Source organism: Streptosporangium sp. NPDC050284 (genome assembly GCF_044459525.1).
Classification (GTDB): Bacteria; Actinomycetota; Actinomycetes; order Streptosporangiales; family Streptosporangiaceae; genus Streptosporangium.
This window is the reverse complement of sequence record NZ_JBITIZ010000016.1, coordinates 135,364-150,382: the sequence shown is the minus strand read 5'-3', so window position 1 is coordinate 150,382 and position 15,019 is coordinate 135,364. Positions and strand designations below refer to the sequence as shown.

The window sequence follows — 15,019 nt, the reverse complement described above, 5'->3', positions numbered from 1 at the left end:
CTATCCCCTGCCGGGGTGGACGGTGCCGCAGTTCCCGCAGGTACGCGCCTTCTCGTCGTCGTAGAACGCCTGGAAGATCGGCGGCAGGTCGGTCACGATGTCACGGACCTGGAGTTCCACCTCGTGGACCACGCCGCTGCACCGCGGGCAGTACCAGAGGAATTTCTCCAGCACGCCCTCCGGCCTGATCCGCTCCACCACCAGGCCGATCGACCCCTCCTCCGGGCGCTGCGGCGAGTGCGGCGTGTTCCCCGGGAGCAGCCACATCTGCCCCTCGCGCACGTGCACGGTCTCCGGCCCCTCGGGGGTCATGATGTTGACGTGCATGTTGCCGCGGATCTGGTAGAAGAGCTCCTCGTACGGGTCGATATGGAAATCGGTCCGCGCGTTCGGGCCTCCGACGACCATGACGATGAAGTCGCCGGTGTTCTCGAAGACCATCTTGTTGCCCACCGGCGGCTTGAGCAGGTGGGCGTGCTCGTCGATCCACTTGGTGAGGTCGATGGGGGCGATCATGGGCGAACCTCCGGTCGATGGGCCACGGCCTGAATCTCGATGAGCAGGTGCGGGTGGGGCAGTTGGTGGACGGCCACGGTGGTGCGTGCCGGGCCGGTCTCGTCGAAGTACTTCGCGTAGACCGCGTTGTATCCGCCGAAGTCATTGATGTTCACCAGGTAGGTGGTGATCTGTACGAGATCGCTCAGGTCGGCTCCCGCCGCCTTGAGGATGTCTCCGATGTTCTCTATCACCGCCCTGGTCTGCTCGGCGATGTCGAGCTTCACCGTGCCGAACTCGTCGACCTCGGCTCCCACGATCGTGTTGTCGGGCCTGCGCGAGCTGGTCCCGGACACGTACAGGAGGTCTCCCGCACGCTTGACGTGCGGAAACCTTCCTCGCGGCGTCGCCTTTCCCTCGACGACGAGCCCCTCGCTCATGATTCCTCCCCCGAAGTTCCCGGTCTGTCCGAAGCCCCCTGTACCCCGGAAACCCCCGACGCCCCCGGCGTCGTCGGAGCGGGTTCGGAAGCGGGTTCCGGCGCGGAGGCGGTGAACGAGACCGAGCCCAGGTGCTGGATCTCGGCCCGCACCCGCGCACCGGGCACCAGCGGCTCGGCGGGCGTGGCGGCACCGGCGAGCAGGATCCAGCCCGGTTCCAAAACCATCCCCGCCTGGAGGGCGAGGCGCACGGCCTCGGCGAGTGCCCTGCGCGGGTCGCCCAGGATCGCGCCGGTCGATCCGGTCTGGACCACGCGCCCGTCGATCTCCAGGACGACGCCCAGGTTCCAGCGCGACGGGTCGTACGGCTGCCAGGGGCCGACGACGTACCCGGCGGCCGAGGTGTTGTCGGCGATCACGTCGGGCAGCGAGAATCTGAAGTCCTCGTAGCGCGAGTCGATCACCTCGATACCGGCCGCGACGGCCGCGACGGCGCCCGGCGCGAGCGCGTCGCCCGGCGACGCGATGCGTCGGCCGATGAGGTAGACGACCTCCGGCTCCACCCTCGGATGGATGAATCCAGAAATATCCATGTACGAGCCGTCGAGGATGGCCGACGACTCCGGCACCCGGCCGAAGATGACGTCGTGCACCCCCATCTGGCGGCGCTTGCCCTCGCTGGTGAAGCCCAGCTTCACCCCGGCGAGCCGGTCCCCGCGCTCCAGGCGGAGCCGGATCAGCTCCTCCTGGACCCGGTAGGCGTCGGCCACGCCGTAGTCCTGCTCGGGCCTCGGCACCGCGCGACCGGTGCGGGCGGCCTCGTCCAGGACGGCGGCGAGCTTGTGCAGGTCGGTCACTGGGACACCATCTTTCTCGCGGGCACCACTGCGGTGCTCGGTGAAGGGACTCGGCGGGAGCCGGGGGACGATGACATCGCTACGGCGCTCGACGAAAGAGCTCGGCGGAAGCCCGAGGACGGTGACACCACTACGGCGCTCGACGAAAGAGCTCGGCGGAGGCCGGGGAGAGCCGGAGGACCGCCGGTGTCACGACGTCTCCCCGGTCCGCGCCAGGTCCAGCGCGATGTCCACGATCATGTCCTCCTGGCCGCCCACCATCCGGCGGCGACCCACCTCGGTGAGGATGGTCCGGGTGTCGACCCCGTAGCGCGCCGAGGCCGCCTCCGCGTGCCGCAGGAAGCTGGAGTAGACCCCCGCGTAGCCGAGCGTCAGCGTCTCCCTGTCCACCCGGACCGGCCGGTCCTGCAGCGGCCTGACCAGGTCGTCGGCCGCGTCCATCAGGGCGTGCAGGTCACAGCCGTGCTCCCAGCCCATCAGGTCGGCCACCGCGACGAACACCTCGATCGGGCAGTTGCCCGCCCCCGCGCCCATCCCCGCCAGGGAGGCGTCCACCCGGTAGGTGCCGTTCTCCACCGCGACGACCGAGTTGGCCACGCCAAGACCCAGGTTGTGGTGGGCGTGGATGCCGATCTCCGTACCCTCGTCGAGCACCGAGCGGTAGGCCCTGACCCGCTCCCGCACCCCGTCCATGGTCAACCGGCCGCCGGAGTCGGTCACGTAAACGCAGTGAGCGCCGTACGACTCCATGAGCGCCGCCTGCCGCGCCAGCTCGTCGGCGGAGGTCATGTGGGACATCATCAGGAACCCGGCCACGTCCATCCCGAGCTCGCGCGCGGTGGAGATGTGCTGGGCGGAGATGTCGGCCTCGGTGCAGTGGGTGGCGACCCTGACCGAGGTGACACCGAGGGCGTGGGCGCGCCTGAGGTCGTCGATGGTGCCGATGCCGGGCAGCAGCAGGGTGGTCAGCTTCGCCCGCCGTACGGCACCGGCGACCGCCTCGATCCACTCGTCGTCGGTGTGCGCGCCCGCGCCGTAGTTGAAGCTGCCCCCGGAGAGGCCGTCGCCGTGTGCGATCTCGATCGCCGCCACCCCGGCGGCGTCGAGGGCCGCGGCGATCTCGGCGGCCTGGGCGACGGTGTAGCGGTGCCGGATGGCGTGCATGCCGTCCCGCAGTGTCACGTCCTGCACGTAGAGCTTCACGCGCCCACCTCCGCGTCCGTACGAGCGGCCAGGTCCGTGCGGTCCCGGTCTTCCTTGCGACCCGCGTCCGCGGCCCGCTCCGTCACCTCGGCGAGCCGCTCGGCGGTGCGCAGCGCGGCGGAGGTCATGATGTCGAGATTGCCGGCGTAGGCGGGCAGGTAGTGGGCGGCGCCCTCCACCTCCAGGAAGACGGTCACCTTCACGCCGCCGTCGCGGGTGCCGTCGGGGAGCGGCTCCCCGGCCGGGATCGTCTCGAGCTGGATGTCCTGTTTGAGGCGGTAGCCGGGCACGTAGTCGTTGACCCGCGCCACCATTTCCAGCACCGCGTCCTTCACCTCCGCCACGGTCGCCTCGTCGCACTCGTCCACCAGGCAGTAGACCGTGTCCCGCATGATCAGCGGCGGCTCCGCCGGGTTGAGGACGATGATCGCCTTGCCCCTCGCCGCCCCGCCGACCCGCTCGATCGCCCGGGAGGTCGTCTCGGTGAACTCGTCGATGTTGGCCCGCGTGCCGGGCCCCGCCGACCGGGAGGAGATCGAGGCGACGATCTCCGCGTACCGGACGGGCACCCGCGAGGCGACCGCCGCGACGATCGGGATCGTGGCCTGCCCGCCGCAGGTGACCATGTTGAGGTTCGGTTCCGTGAGGTGGTCCTCCAGGTTGACCGGGGGCACCACGTAGGGGCCGACCGCGGCAGGGGTGAGGTCGATGACGCGCTTGCCGTGCGCCCTGAGCACCCGGTCGTTGTGCCGGTGCGCCCCGGCCGAGGTCGCGTCGAGGACGACGTCCACCTCGGCGAACCCGGGCAGCGCGACCAGTCCCTCGACGCCCTCATGGGTGGTGGCGACTCCGCGGCGGCGAGCGCGGGCCAGTCCGTCGGAGTCGGGGTCGATGCCCGCCATCGCGACGACCTCGACCTTCTTCGACAGCAATGCCTTGAACATCAGGTCGGTGCCGATGTTCCCAGAACCGATGATGGCGATTTTCACAACAGGCCCGCTTTCACACGTCGTACGAGTTCCCCTGGTCCTCCGAGCTCTCCGGACTCCCCGAGCTCTCTGGACCTGCCGAGTTCCCCGGCCTCGCCGGACTCCCCGGGCTTCACGGATTTCACGAGCCGGTCGGGGCCGTGGGCTCTCACGAGAAGACCGTCCTGACCGAGCCAAGGCCCTCGATGTGGGCCTCGAACACGTCGCCCGGCTCGACGCCGACCATCGGGCCGAGCGCGCCGGTGAGCACGACGTCCCCGGCGCGCAGCGGGAAGTCCGTACCGCCCAGCGCGTCGGCGAGCCAGACCGCGGCGTTGAGCGGATGCCCCAGGCAGGCCGCGCCCACCCCCGTGGATACCTCCTCGCCGTGCCGGTTCATGGTCATCCCGGCGAGGCGCAGGTCCAGGCCGCGCAGGCTCACCGGGGTGTTGCCGAGGACGAACGCGCCGCTGGAGGCGTTGTCGGCGATCGTGTCGACGAGGGTGATGTCCCATCCCGCGACGCGGCTGTCGACGATCTCGATCGCGGGCAGCGCGAAGTCGACCGCCCGGATGACGTCGGCGACCGTGAACGGGCCGCCCTCCAGGTCGCTCCCGAGGACGAGCGCGACCTCCGCCTCGACCTTGGGCTGCAGGAAACGGCCGGTCGGCACGGGCAGGCCGTCGAGATAGGCCATGTCGGCGAAGAGCATCCCGAAGTCCGGCTGGTCCACGCCGAGCTGGCGCTGGACCGCGGCGGAGGTGAGCCCGATCTTCCTGCCGACCAGCCTCCTGCCCTCGTCCAGCGCCCGCCTGGTGTTGATCTCCTGTACGGCGTAGCCGGTCTCGGCGCTCCCGCTCGGCAGCGTCTCGCGCACCGGGGCGCACGGCTTGCCGCTCCTGGCCGCCTCGAGCAACCGGTCGGCCGCCTCCACGCGCACGTCGGTGGCCTCGCTCCACTCAGTCATGTCCAGGCTCCAGCTTGATGGTGATCGTGGTGGGCTCGGAGTAGAAGTCCAGCGAGCGCGTGCCGCCCTCGCGGCCGATGCCGGACAGCTTCACCCCGCCGAAAGGAGTGCGCAGGTCGCGCAGGTACCAGGTGTTGACCCAGACCAGGCCGGCCTCCAGCGACCTGGCGACCCGGTGTGCCCGGCTCAGGTTGGAGGTCCAGACGGTCGCCGCCAGGCCGTACTCGCTGTCGTTGGCGAGCCCGACCGCCTCGGCCTCGGTGTCGAACGGGGCGATGTGGCAGACGGGACCGAAGATCTCCTCCCGGTTCACCCGGGAGTCCGGCGGCAGGCCGGTCAGCACGGTCGGCTCGACGTAGTAGCCGCCGTCGCGGTCGTCGCCGAAGCGCGGCACCCCGCCGCCGGCGCGGATCTCGGCACCCTCGTGCTTGGCCAGCTCGTAGTAGGAGAGCACCTTGTCCCGGTGCTCGGCGGAGATCATCGGCATCATCGTGGTGTCCTCGTCGGAGGGGCGGCCGAACCGCAGGTCACCGGCGCGCCTGGCCAGCCGCGCGGTGAACTCCTCGAAGACGGGCCGCTCCACGTAGAGCCGCTCGGTGCACAGGCAGACCTGGCCGCCGTTGGTGAAGACCGACCGCACGCTTCCCTCGACGGCCGCGTCCAGGTCTGCGTCGGCGAAGACCAGCCCGGCGTTCTTGCCGCCCAGCTCGAACGAGACGGGCTTGACCCGGTCCGCGACCGCCTTCATGATCGTCGATCCGGTACGGCTCTCGCCGGTGAAGGTGACCGCGTCCACGCCGGGGTGCTCCACCAGGAACTGGCCGGTGGAGCCACCACCGAAGCCGTTCACGACGTTGAGGACACCGGGGGGCAGACCGATCGAGGCGGCGATCTCCGCGAGCACCGCGACCGAGCTCGGCGTGTGCTCCGAGGGCTTGACCACGACGGTGTTGCCCGCGACGAGCGCGGGACCGAGCTTCCAGGTCGCCAGCAGGAACGGCAGGTTCCACGGCACGATCACCGCGACCACGCCGAGTGGCTTGCGCACGGTGTAGCTCAGCACGTCCGTGAGGTGGAACGCGTCCTCCGGGTGCTGGGCCGCGATCTCGGCGAACGACCGGAAGTTCGCGGCTCCGCGCGGGATGTCCAGGGTGCGGGTCTGGGTGATCGACTTCCCCGTGTCGGCGATCTCCGCCGCCACCAGGTCCTCGAACCGCTCCTCGATCGCGTCGGCGAGGCGGCGCATCCAGGTGGCGCGCTCCGCCATCGGCAGCGCGGCCCATCCGGGCAGGGCCGCGTGGGCCGCGGCGACCGCCCTGTCGACGACGTCCCGGTCCGCCTCGCGGACCTCGCGCACCGGCCGGCCGGTCACCGGGTCATGGGTGGCGAACGTCGCGCCCTCGGCGACCGGCACCCCACCGATGAAGTGGTTCACCTGGTCAGACAAGTCTGCTCCTCGGGAAGGTACTCCTTCAGGTCACTACGTACGGGTATAGAGCCGCAAACGGCCATAGGCAAGAATGGGTTCCGTGAAACGGAACCCCGACCGTCTGTCCCTGCTGGAGAAATCCTGGCTCGTACTCGACGCGTTCCGCCCCACGGGAGGACCGCTGCGCCTGGCCGACGTCGCCGAGCGCTGCCACCTGCCCAAGACCACCGCCTTCCGGCTACTCACCGAACTGACCGCGATCGGCGCGATCACCCGCCGCCCCGACGGCTACTATCTCGGCCGCCGCCTCTTCGAACTCGGGAGCATCGTGCCCCTGGAGCGCGACCTGAGACACGCGGCGCTCCCCTTCATGCACGACCTTTACGAGGCGACCCACGAGACCGTCCACCTCGGCGTGCGCGACGGCCTCGACGTCGTCTACGTCGAGAAGATCCGCGGCCAGGAGACCTTCGCCCTGCCCTCGCGCGTCGGCGGGCGCCTCCCGCTGACGTGCACCGGGATCGGCAAGGCCCTGCTCGCCTACTCGGGGCCCGACCTGATCGACGAGGTCCTCGGCCGCCCGCTGCGCCGGTTGACCCCGCACTCGATCGTCGACCCCCGGCGTCTGGAGGAGGCGATCGGTCAGATCCAGGCGGCGGGGCTCGCCTACGAGCGGGAGGAGGCCCAGCTGGGCGGCGCCTGCATCGCGGCCCCGGTGTTCGGCGACGGCGTGGCCGTGGCCGCGCTCTCGGTCTCGGTGCCGCTGGCCCGCTTCCAGCCCACCCGGCTCGCCCCTGCCGTCAAGGCCGCCGCCCTGGGCATCTCCCGCGCTCTGGCCAGGACCATCTGACGGGCGGTCGGCCGCGCCGAGGAAGCCCTCGAACGGCCTTACGACCGGAATGGCCTGCCCTCCTGCTCGGCATCCCGGCTCATGTAGCCGAAGAACGCCTCCGCGGCCTCGTCGAACGCCTCGCCGCTGTAGATGTTCACCTGCGGAATGATGATCGACCGCTTCGCCTCGGCGAGACGGACGTCGATGAACTCGCTCGCGCCTTCGGAGGCGTCGGTGAGGTCGCCGGAGTACTCGGCGAAGCTGTTGCGGTAGTCCACGAGATGTGCTCGGCGTCGAGTTGGTGTGCGGCCACCTCTCCCCAGCCCGGGGTGGAGGCGGCGGGAGCGTCGACGGGGACTCGAAGCCGCCTGGTGATGACGAGGCTTTCCAGGGTGTCCACAAGCGCACCTTATCCGCGAGACGCGCCCATGCTCGGCGGGTTTTCCTGGCCTGCGCCCGCACATCTGTCCGCGTTCGGCGGGTATGCGATTCGCCGACCGTTCGTCCGTCATACGCCGGCACGCCGGCGGTCGACACGCCAGCAGGAGGATCCCGTGGAAGTTCGCACCGAGACGGTCACCGTCGCCGACGGCTCGTTCGACCTGCACCTGTGGCTTCCCCCGAGCGGCCGGGGCCCGGTCATCCTGCTGATCCAGGAGATCTACGGGGTGGGACCGTACATCAGGAAGGTCGCCGAGGACCTGGCCGCCCTCGGGTACGTCGTCGGCGCGCCCGACCTGTTCTGGCGGATCCGGCCCAACTGGGTGTCCGGCCACGACGACGCGGGAACGGCCCTGTCGGTCGAGATGGTCTCCACGTTCGACGTCCCCCAGGGGGTGGCCGACTCCGCCGTCGCCCTGACGCACCTGCGGGAACTGCCCGAGGCCGAGGGCGGGGCCGGGGTGGTCGGGTTCTGCCTCGGGGGTTCCATCGGCTACCTGCTCGCGGCCACGGTCGAGGTGGACGCGGTCCTGTCGTTCTACGGGTCCGCAGTCCCCGACGCCTCGGGCATGCTGGAGAAGACCACCTGCCCGCTGTTGCTCGTCTTCGGCGGTTCCGACCCCTACATCCCTCGGGAGCGGGTCTCCGTGGTGGAGGAGGCCGCGGCCGGTCGGCCGAACGTCAGGGTGTACGTCGCCGAGGAGGCCGGGCACGCCTTCCACAACCACGAGGCCCCTCAGTTCTACGACCAGGAGGCCGCGCGGGCCGCCTGGGACCAGGCCGTGCACTTCCTCGGACGCAACCTCCCCCTGCCCTCTCTCCCCTGAGGCGCGTACCGCGCGAGGAGCCCGCCCTTCCCTGAGGCGCATCGCCCTGGCACATACCGCGCGAGGAGCCCGCCCTTCCCTGAGGCGCATCGCCCTGGCACATACCGCGCGAGGAGCCCGCCCTTCCTCGAGGCGCGTCACCCTGGCACATACCGCGCCGGCCTCCCTTCCCCGGGGCGCGTCCCCGGCTCGGGGCCTCCGTACGCGCGAGCGCGCCGACGGCCTCTCCTCGCGCCCGGGCACCCTTTCGCCGCTCGGGGAGCCGCTCACGGGGATGAGAACGACCCTTGCCTGGAGGTCACCTTCTCGTAACCTCGAAGGCCGCCCGAGGGGACTCCGCGCACCCCATCATTTGTCTTGTGCACCAGGCGTGGCAGCAGTGGGGGAATGTCGTTATAGCGGCCTTGCTCGCGGTCCCCGCGGTCGTCGTCGCCGTCCGCCTGCTCACCCTCCGCCGCGCCCGCTCCGGCCACCCCTTCCCGGCGCGCACCGCCCTGGCCGACGTGGTCGCGGTGGCGGGGACCGCGCCCTGGATCTGGATGATCCTCACCCCCGGAGCGGGGATCTCCGGCGTCAGTCCCGTCCCTTTCTCGGACCTGTGGGCGACACTTCACGGACCGGGACAGACGGCGTTCGTGCAGGTCGGAGGGAACCTCCTGGTCTTCGCCGCGCTCGGGGCGATGCTTCCCGTCCGTTCGGCGCGTTTCGCCTCGCTCACCCGGATCGCGGCCGTGGCGGCAGGGGCGTCGCTCACCGTGGAGGTCCTCCAGTACGCCCTGCGCCTGGGGCGGGTGAGCTCCGTCGACGACGTGATCCTCAACGCGGCGGGGGCCGTGCTGGCCGCGGCCGTCACGCGCCGATGGTGGGCCGTTCGAATACCGGTCAGGACCGTTCCACGGTTACGGACCGGGAAAACTCTTTAAGATCGCCACACGGGCACGATCCTCCCAAAAGAAGCACGATACCAACCTCCGTATCTGTGCGATCGTGGACAAGGCGGGGCAAGTTCTCTGGAGACGCCAAACCCGGTTGGTGACAGAGGGTGATCGAACGTGCAGCATTCCCCGGTACCTCCCGAGCCCCCGATCTATCGGCGCATCGCCGACGGGCTTCGCGAAGCGATCCTGTCCGGCGATCTCCGAGACGGGGATCGGCTTCCGGGCGAGAACGCCCTGATGGCCAGTCACGGCATAGCCCGTGCCACCGCCAGGCAGGCCCTGTCCGTACTAATCAACGAAGGCCTCGCCGTCCCCAAGCGCGGCTCAGGGGTGTACGTCAGGCAGTTCCGCCCCATCAGGCGACACGGCTCCCGACGGCTCTCCCGTGACCAGTGGGAGCGCGGCGAGGCCATCTGGGACTCCGACACCAGGGGGCGCCCCTACACCGTGGACCAGGTGGACATCGACCGGGAGACCGCCGAGGACGCCGTGGCCAGGGTGCTGGGCAGCCCCGAGGTGTGGGTCCGCAGGCGGCGCTACTCGGTGGACGAGCGGCCGGTGCAACTGTCGGTCTCCCACTTCCCCGCCCTCCTGGTGGACGGAACCGCGATCACCAGAGAGGACACGGGCCCCGGAGGCGTCTACGCGCGCCTCGGCGAGCTCGGCCACGCCCCGGCGCACTTCACCGAGGAGATCAGGGCCCGCATGCCCCATCCCCACGAGACCGTCCAGCTCGACCTGCCCGCGGGCACCCCGGTCATCGTGATCGCCCGGGTCGCCCGCACCGTGGACGGCGTCGCCGTCGAGGTGAACGAGATGACTCTCGACGCCGCCTCTTACGTACTTCAATACGACTTCGACTCATAGATCAAGACCATCCGTCAACCGATAGGTTGACCTGTCCCCCGCGATCATTGATTTCTCTAGAGAAGTGCCTCACCGTCAGAGGTGGAGCGTCGCAAAGACGGGCCTGGGCGCGGGGAAGGTGCACAGATGTCTCTCGACCGACATCTCGCTGAGATCGCCCGGGAGTTTCCCGACTGGACGATCTGGCGGAGTGACGCGGGTCGGTGGTGGGCAACCCGCCACCACCCGCTGACCTCCGCCCAGCGTGATGTCGGCTGCGCGATGACCATCGACGCGGACGATCCGGAAGGGCTGCGTGAGCAGCTACTCGACCAGCGGGAACGTTCCGGCGACACGGAGCCGGGGACGGACACCTGAAGACCGCCCGGTGCCGGGATGAGCGGATCCGATGCGGTCCCGGCGCCGGGCCCCCAATCGCGGAAGTCCCCGACCCGATCGGGGGCGGGGGCTTCCGCCTGATCCTCACCGCCGTCGGGGCGGAGGCCTCCGCGTGCCTCCGCCTCCGCCGGGGGCCACCGCCTGACCTCCGGCCGACTCCCGCCGCCGTGACGTCCGCGAGGCCGTACGAGCCCCGCGGCGGGTCCGTGAGGAGATCACGTCCCGCCCGCCGTCCCTGCCGCGCGGACCCTCTTCACGGCCTCCTGGACCGACCACGGCCGTACGAGCCCCTCACAGCCTCCTGGATCGGCCACGGCCGTATGAGCCCCTCACAGCCTCCGGAGCCGACCACGGCTGCGAGCCCTCCTCACCGTCTCCACGGCCGTGCGAGCCCCTCATGGTCTTCGGGGCCGACGTCTCCACGGCCGTGCGGGGCCCCCTCGTGTCTCCGGGGGCGAGGACTCTTACTTTCTTCTGGGGGTGGCGTACTTGTCCTCGTCCTTACCGGCCTTCTCCGCGGCCGGACCGAGATCGGTGTCGCCGACGAGGTCGGTGTCGTCGTACACCTCGACGCGCGTCTCCTCCGAACGGTCCTCGCCCTTGCCACGCCGCTCGCCCGCGCCCCCGACGGTGTCGTCGTCCACGATCACACGTACGGATTCCAGGTCGGGTGAGTCGAACCCGGCGTTCCGCCCGCTCTTGGACGCGTTCCCGGATCCGGGGGGCCCGGCCTGTCCCGACGGCGCCTTCGCGTCGTCAGGGGTGACGGCGTCCGCCGCGCCGGGTGTGCCATGGACGTCGTCGGGCGTCTCCTCGGAGACGGCCCCCGAGACGGCGTCAGGTCCCGTGGCGGGGGCGGTCAGCGCCGGCTGGACGGGGGCCGGGGGCAGCACGGAGCTCTCGTCGATCAGGGCCCCCGCCGAGCTCTCGCGGTGGAGCAGGTCGCCCAGGACGGTGCCCATCTCGTGCAGACGGCGCATGACCTCGTGGTGGGTGTCTGTGAGGTAGACGACCCGGCGACCGGTGGTCTCGTCCAGGGCGGCGGCGCGCTGCTGTGCCGCCGACAGGGTGGAGTGCGCGTCGTTGTTGGCGGCGAGCACGGTCGCCTCCGCCTCGGCACGGGCGGCGCTCAGCGTGGAGTCGGCCTCGGCGCGGGCCTCCTGAACCGTCCGCTCGGCCTCGTTCCTCGCCGAGGTGATCATCCGGTCGGCCTCGGTGCGGGCGCTGCGCAGGGTGTCCTCGGACTCGGCGCGGGCCGCGTTGAGCGTCTCCTCGGCGTCGTTGCCCGCCTGGGACAGCATCTGCTCGGCGGCCGCGGTGGCCTCGGCCACCCGGCGCTCGGCCTCCTGCTGCGCGGCGTTCAGTATGCCCTCGGCCCGATCCTGCGCGGAGGTGATCAGCCGCTCGGCCTCCATCGCCGCGTCGTCGCGGAGCTTGATCGCCTCGGCCTCGGCGACCTGCTTCTTGGAGGTGGCCTCCTCCTCCCCGAGTTTCAGTATCTGGCTGAGCCTCTGGCCGAGCTCGTCGTAGTCCTGCGGGGCGTCGGAAAGCCTCTTGCGGGCCTCGGCCAGCTCGATCCGGCCCTGCTCGGCCTGGTCGATCGCGCGCCCGAGCCGCTCCTCCAGGTCGCGGATCTGGTGGCGGTGGCGGTCCATATAGTCGTGAACCTGACGACGGCTGTAGCCGCGCATGACGACCTCGAACGAGTCCTCATGCATCAGGTCGGGAAAGCTCTCGTGCTGGTTTGTCATAGCACTACCCGTGGAGGTTGTGTGGCGGAAAAGGAGACGTCAGGAGACGACTTTCCTGCTTACTGCCCAAGTCTGCAACCGGAACGCCCCACCTGCTTACCGAAAAACCGGACAGATCGACCCCTCGTAACATCGTTGACATGAACGTCACGCCCTACATCGCGGCCCTCGACGGCGGCGCCGTCCCACAGATCCATCCGGACGCCTACATCGCCCCCGGAGCGGTGGTCGTCGGGAGGGTACGGCTGGGCCGTGCCGCGAACGTCTGGTACGGCTCGGTCCTGCGCGGCGACGACGAGGACGTCGAAGTCGGGGAGGAGTGCAACATCCAGGACCTGTGCTGCCTGCACGCCGATCCCGGTCAGCCCGCCGTACTGGAACCCCGGGTGAGCCTCGGGCACAAGGCCATGGTGCACGGGGCCCACGTGGAGACCGGCGCGCTCGTGGGCATCGGCGCGATCGTGCTGGGCGGCGCCAGGGTCGGCGCGGGATCGCTGATCGCGGCGGGTGCCCTGGTGGCGCCGGGGAAGCGGATCCCCGCCGGGGTGCTCGTCGCGGGCGTCCCCGGAAAGATCGTCCGTGAGCTCACCGACGACGACCGCGCCCTGTTCGCCGGTACTCCGGCCGGCTACATCGCCAAGGCGGCCCGCCACCGGGCCGCGACCCCCGTGCCACCGGCCTGAACGGCCAGAACGCCCCGAGCACACCCTCGGGCGGATTTCCCGACCCCGGGCACCGACGCCCCGAGGGATTTCCCGGCCCTGGCCGTACCGGCTTCCGGCGGACTGCCCGGTCCTGGCCGTACCGTCCCGGGTGGATCTCCCGCTCCCGGCCTTATACGCCCTCGGGAAACTTTCCGGTCCTGGCCTTGTGCCCCCGGATGGACTTCCCCGTCCGGGTCGTGGCGCACGCTCCCCGACACGGTGGCGGGGAGAGCCTTACGATCGTGCGAGGCCCGATCGGGGGATCGCGGGGCCTGGCAACGACCTTGACCGCTTGACCGAAGGGAGGCAGGGGCGTCCCGCCCGTGGCACCAGGCTGCGGGTACTCGCCCCGGAATGCCGATGACCGGCATGTGGCAGTGGGATGGGTTCGACGCCATCGAGAACGACGTGCGGACCATGGTCACCGACCCACGGTGGACGGCGCTGCCGCCGCTCGCACGCGCTCAGGCCATCGCCCAGCGCACGCTGTCCACCCCGGACGGCGGGCGCTGGCTGTTCGGCGCCCACGCCCGCTGGTACCGCCAGGATCCCGCCGACGGCCGGTGGCACCTCACCGCTCCCCCCGCCGACCGGAGCTTCCGCGCCGCGGCGCACGTGATCAACGTCACCTCGATGATCATGCAGCACCTGATACCGACCGGCGCCGACTTCGCCGTCGACCGGGGGTCGGTCCAGGGGTTCGTCGGCCCCGACGTGCCGTACGAGATCACCGAGAGGGTTCGCGAGCTGGTCATCGCCCAGCGCGGCAGGCGCAGGGAGGACTTCCCCATCACCGGGCCGTTCGCCGGGCTCTTCGCCGGGGAGGTGGCCAGTCCCGTCGCCGCGATCTGGGGCACGCTCATGTGGTGCGCCTACGCCCCGGCCTTCGACGGCAACGAGGTGTTGCTGTCGATGTTCGGAGAGTTCCTGGCCCGCCCGCTGCCCGGCGACGAGTGGGTCCGCTGGCTGCCGCCCACCTCGCTGGGCGACCTGGTCGCGCTCTACGGCGAGCGGGTCAGGGCCGGGCACCCCGAGGCGGGCCTGCGGCTGGTCGCGCTGATGGCCGACACCGCCGCCGTGGTGCGTGCGGATCCGAGGTTCAGGCCGAGGGCCGACGCCCTGCTGTCCATGGTCGAGCCGTTGCTCCGCCGGGCCTGCCAGGATCCCGCCATCGCGCACCAGGGCGACGACGCCGTGAGGAACGCGTGGCTTTCCCGCTGCCCGCCCCACATGACGCTGCCCGACGACTCGCCGGGCGAGCACTTCCAGCACGCGCTCTACGACCTGGTCCAGTCGCTGGGGTTCCTCGCCCCGATGGGCGCCGACCCACGGGCGGTGGCCGCCTCGCTGCTCGCCGCCGACCTGTCGGGTGTCGCGCCCAGGGCGGCCGACCGTCTCTACCCGTGGCTGGATCCCGAGCTGCGGCACATCCTCCACGTGGTGCTCACCGACGCCTCGCATCCGCTGAGGGGATGCTGGCCGCGCTCGGGCGAGCTGCCTTCCGCGCTGCATCCGCCGGACCGTAACGCCGCCGCCGCTCTGCTCGGTGCCGCCTACGCCACAGGGCTCGCGTGGTGCCGCCTCACGGGGACCGAGATACCGGAGCGCGGATTCGCGACGGCCTCGGCGGTCGTGCACCGGCTGACGCACGAGCGCGACGACCCGGTCCCCCCTGTATCGGGAACTTACCCCCGCCACTTCTGACACAGATCAGTATAGTTAAACCACAAATTCAGTTATTTCATCCTTACTCCCCCTATATCCTTCTAGCCCCCTACGCATCAGACAATTAGCTGAATTGTGATCTCCTAAACGGGAAATGATCCTCCTTGAGGACGTGTCGGGCGGGGCGAGGAATGGTCCCGATGGGCCATGGGCACCGATGACCGCCCGCCGTAACCTCGAAGTGGGTGTGGGCTGCG

General features: G+C 70.6%; 16 protein-coding genes. 7 read left to right on the top strand and 9 right to left on the bottom strand.

What is annotated here, in order from left to right; all coding sequences use genetic code 11:
* The 7 genes from ACIBH4_RS31670 to ACIBH4_RS31640 all read right to left on the bottom strand — a co-directional run bounded on the left by ACIBH4_RS31670 (window position 1) and on the right by ACIBH4_RS31640 (window position 6,377).
* Window positions 1–516 carry a 3-hydroxyanthranilate 3,4-dioxygenase gene (locus tag ACIBH4_RS31670; protein WP_362510407.1) on the bottom strand — a complete coding sequence of 172 codons (516 nt, stop codon included), beginning with the start codon at window positions 514–516 and terminating at the stop codon, window positions 1–3.
* A complete protein-coding gene (locus ACIBH4_RS31665; protein ID WP_362510404.1) occupies window positions 513–935 on the bottom strand; it encodes a RidA family protein in 423 nt (140 codons plus the stop codon). The genes ACIBH4_RS31670 and ACIBH4_RS31665 overlap by 4 nt, the downstream gene beginning before the upstream one ends.
* Window positions 932–1,792 carry a fumarylacetoacetate hydrolase family protein gene (locus ACIBH4_RS31660; protein ID WP_362764660.1) on the bottom strand — a complete coding sequence of 287 codons (861 nt, stop codon included), beginning with the start codon at window positions 1,790–1,792 and terminating at the stop codon, window positions 932–934. Before ACIBH4_RS31660 ends, ACIBH4_RS31665 begins: the two co-directional genes overlap by 4 nt.
* 189 nt (window positions 1,793–1,981) lie before the next feature.
* On the bottom strand, window positions 1,982–2,995 hold the full coding sequence (dmpG, locus tag ACIBH4_RS31655; protein ID WP_362510398.1) for a 4-hydroxy-2-oxovalerate aldolase: 1,014 nt from the start codon (window positions 2,993–2,995) through the stop codon (window positions 1,982–1,984).
* Window positions 2,992–3,984, bottom strand: coding sequence for an acetaldehyde dehydrogenase (acetylating) (locus ACIBH4_RS31650; RefSeq protein WP_362510395.1), 993 nt, complete (start codon window positions 3,982–3,984; stop codon window positions 2,992–2,994). The genes dmpG and ACIBH4_RS31650 overlap by 4 nt, the downstream gene beginning before the upstream one ends.
* 148 nt (window positions 3,985–4,132) lie before the next feature.
* A complete protein-coding gene (locus ACIBH4_RS31645; RefSeq protein ID WP_362510392.1) occupies window positions 4,133–4,930 on the bottom strand; it encodes a fumarylacetoacetate hydrolase family protein in 798 nt (265 codons plus the stop codon).
* Window positions 4,923–6,377, bottom strand: coding sequence for a 2-hydroxymuconic semialdehyde dehydrogenase (locus ACIBH4_RS31640; protein ID WP_362510389.1), 1,455 nt, complete (start codon window positions 6,375–6,377; stop codon window positions 4,923–4,925). Before ACIBH4_RS31640 ends, ACIBH4_RS31645 begins: the two co-directional genes overlap by 8 nt.
* Before the next feature lie 73 nt (window positions 6,378–6,450).
* Between ACIBH4_RS31640 and ACIBH4_RS31635 the strand changes: the two genes are divergently transcribed.
* Complete coding sequence (locus tag ACIBH4_RS31635; RefSeq protein WP_350941495.1) at window positions 6,451–7,209, top strand: IclR family transcriptional regulator; 759 nt, start codon at window positions 6,451–6,453, stop codon at window positions 7,207–7,209.
* Window positions 7,210–7,247: 38 nt separating this feature from the next.
* On the opposite strand, the gene ACIBH4_RS31630 is transcribed toward ACIBH4_RS31635, so the two are convergent.
* Window positions 7,248–7,469, bottom strand: a complete 222-nt coding sequence (locus ACIBH4_RS31630) for a hypothetical protein (protein ID WP_362510386.1) — start codon at window positions 7,467–7,469, stop codon at window positions 7,248–7,250.
* 276 nt (window positions 7,470–7,745) lie between these two features.
* On the opposite strand from ACIBH4_RS31630, the gene ACIBH4_RS31625 reads away from it, so the two are divergent.
* From ACIBH4_RS31625 to ACIBH4_RS31610, 4 genes are all read left to right on the top strand, one after another.
* A complete protein-coding gene (locus tag ACIBH4_RS31625) occupies window positions 7,746–8,459 on the top strand; it encodes a dienelactone hydrolase family protein (RefSeq protein WP_362510383.1) in 714 nt (237 codons plus the stop codon).
* Window positions 8,460–8,818: 359 nt separating this feature from the next.
* On the top strand, window positions 8,819–9,382 hold the full coding sequence (locus tag ACIBH4_RS31620) for a VanZ family protein (RefSeq protein WP_362510380.1): 564 nt from the start codon (window positions 8,819–8,821) through the stop codon (window positions 9,380–9,382).
* Between the two features lie 129 nt (window positions 9,383–9,511).
* The gene (locus ACIBH4_RS31615) at window positions 9,512–10,264 is read left to right on the top strand and encodes a GntR family transcriptional regulator (RefSeq protein ID WP_362510377.1); all 753 of its coding nucleotides are present in this window, start codon (window positions 9,512–9,514) and stop codon (window positions 10,262–10,264) included.
* Between the two features lie 126 nt (window positions 10,265–10,390).
* A complete protein-coding gene (locus tag ACIBH4_RS31610) occupies window positions 10,391–10,621 on the top strand; it encodes a hypothetical protein (protein WP_362764664.1) in 231 nt (76 codons plus the stop codon).
* A 485-nt stretch (window positions 10,622–11,106) separates the two neighbouring features.
* Here the strand turns inward: ACIBH4_RS31610 and ACIBH4_RS31605 are convergent, their stop codons facing one another.
* Entirely contained in the window at window positions 11,107–12,393 is a 1,287-nt protein-coding gene (locus tag ACIBH4_RS31605) for a hypothetical protein (protein WP_362764667.1), read from the bottom strand.
* Window positions 12,394–12,533: 140 nt separating this feature from the next.
* Here ACIBH4_RS31605 and ACIBH4_RS31600 point away from each other — a divergent pair, with 140 nt between their 5' ends.
* Window positions 12,534–13,076, top strand: a complete 543-nt coding sequence (locus tag ACIBH4_RS31600; protein WP_362510368.1) for a gamma carbonic anhydrase family protein — start codon at window positions 12,534–12,536, stop codon at window positions 13,074–13,076.
* A gap of 381 nt (window positions 13,077–13,457) precedes the next feature.
* Window positions 13,458–14,801: a hypothetical protein gene (locus ACIBH4_RS31595; protein ID WP_362510365.1), complete on the top strand. Its 1,344-nt coding sequence runs from the start codon at window positions 13,458–13,460 to the stop codon at window positions 14,799–14,801.
* Window positions 14,802–15,019: the final 218 nt, after the last annotated feature.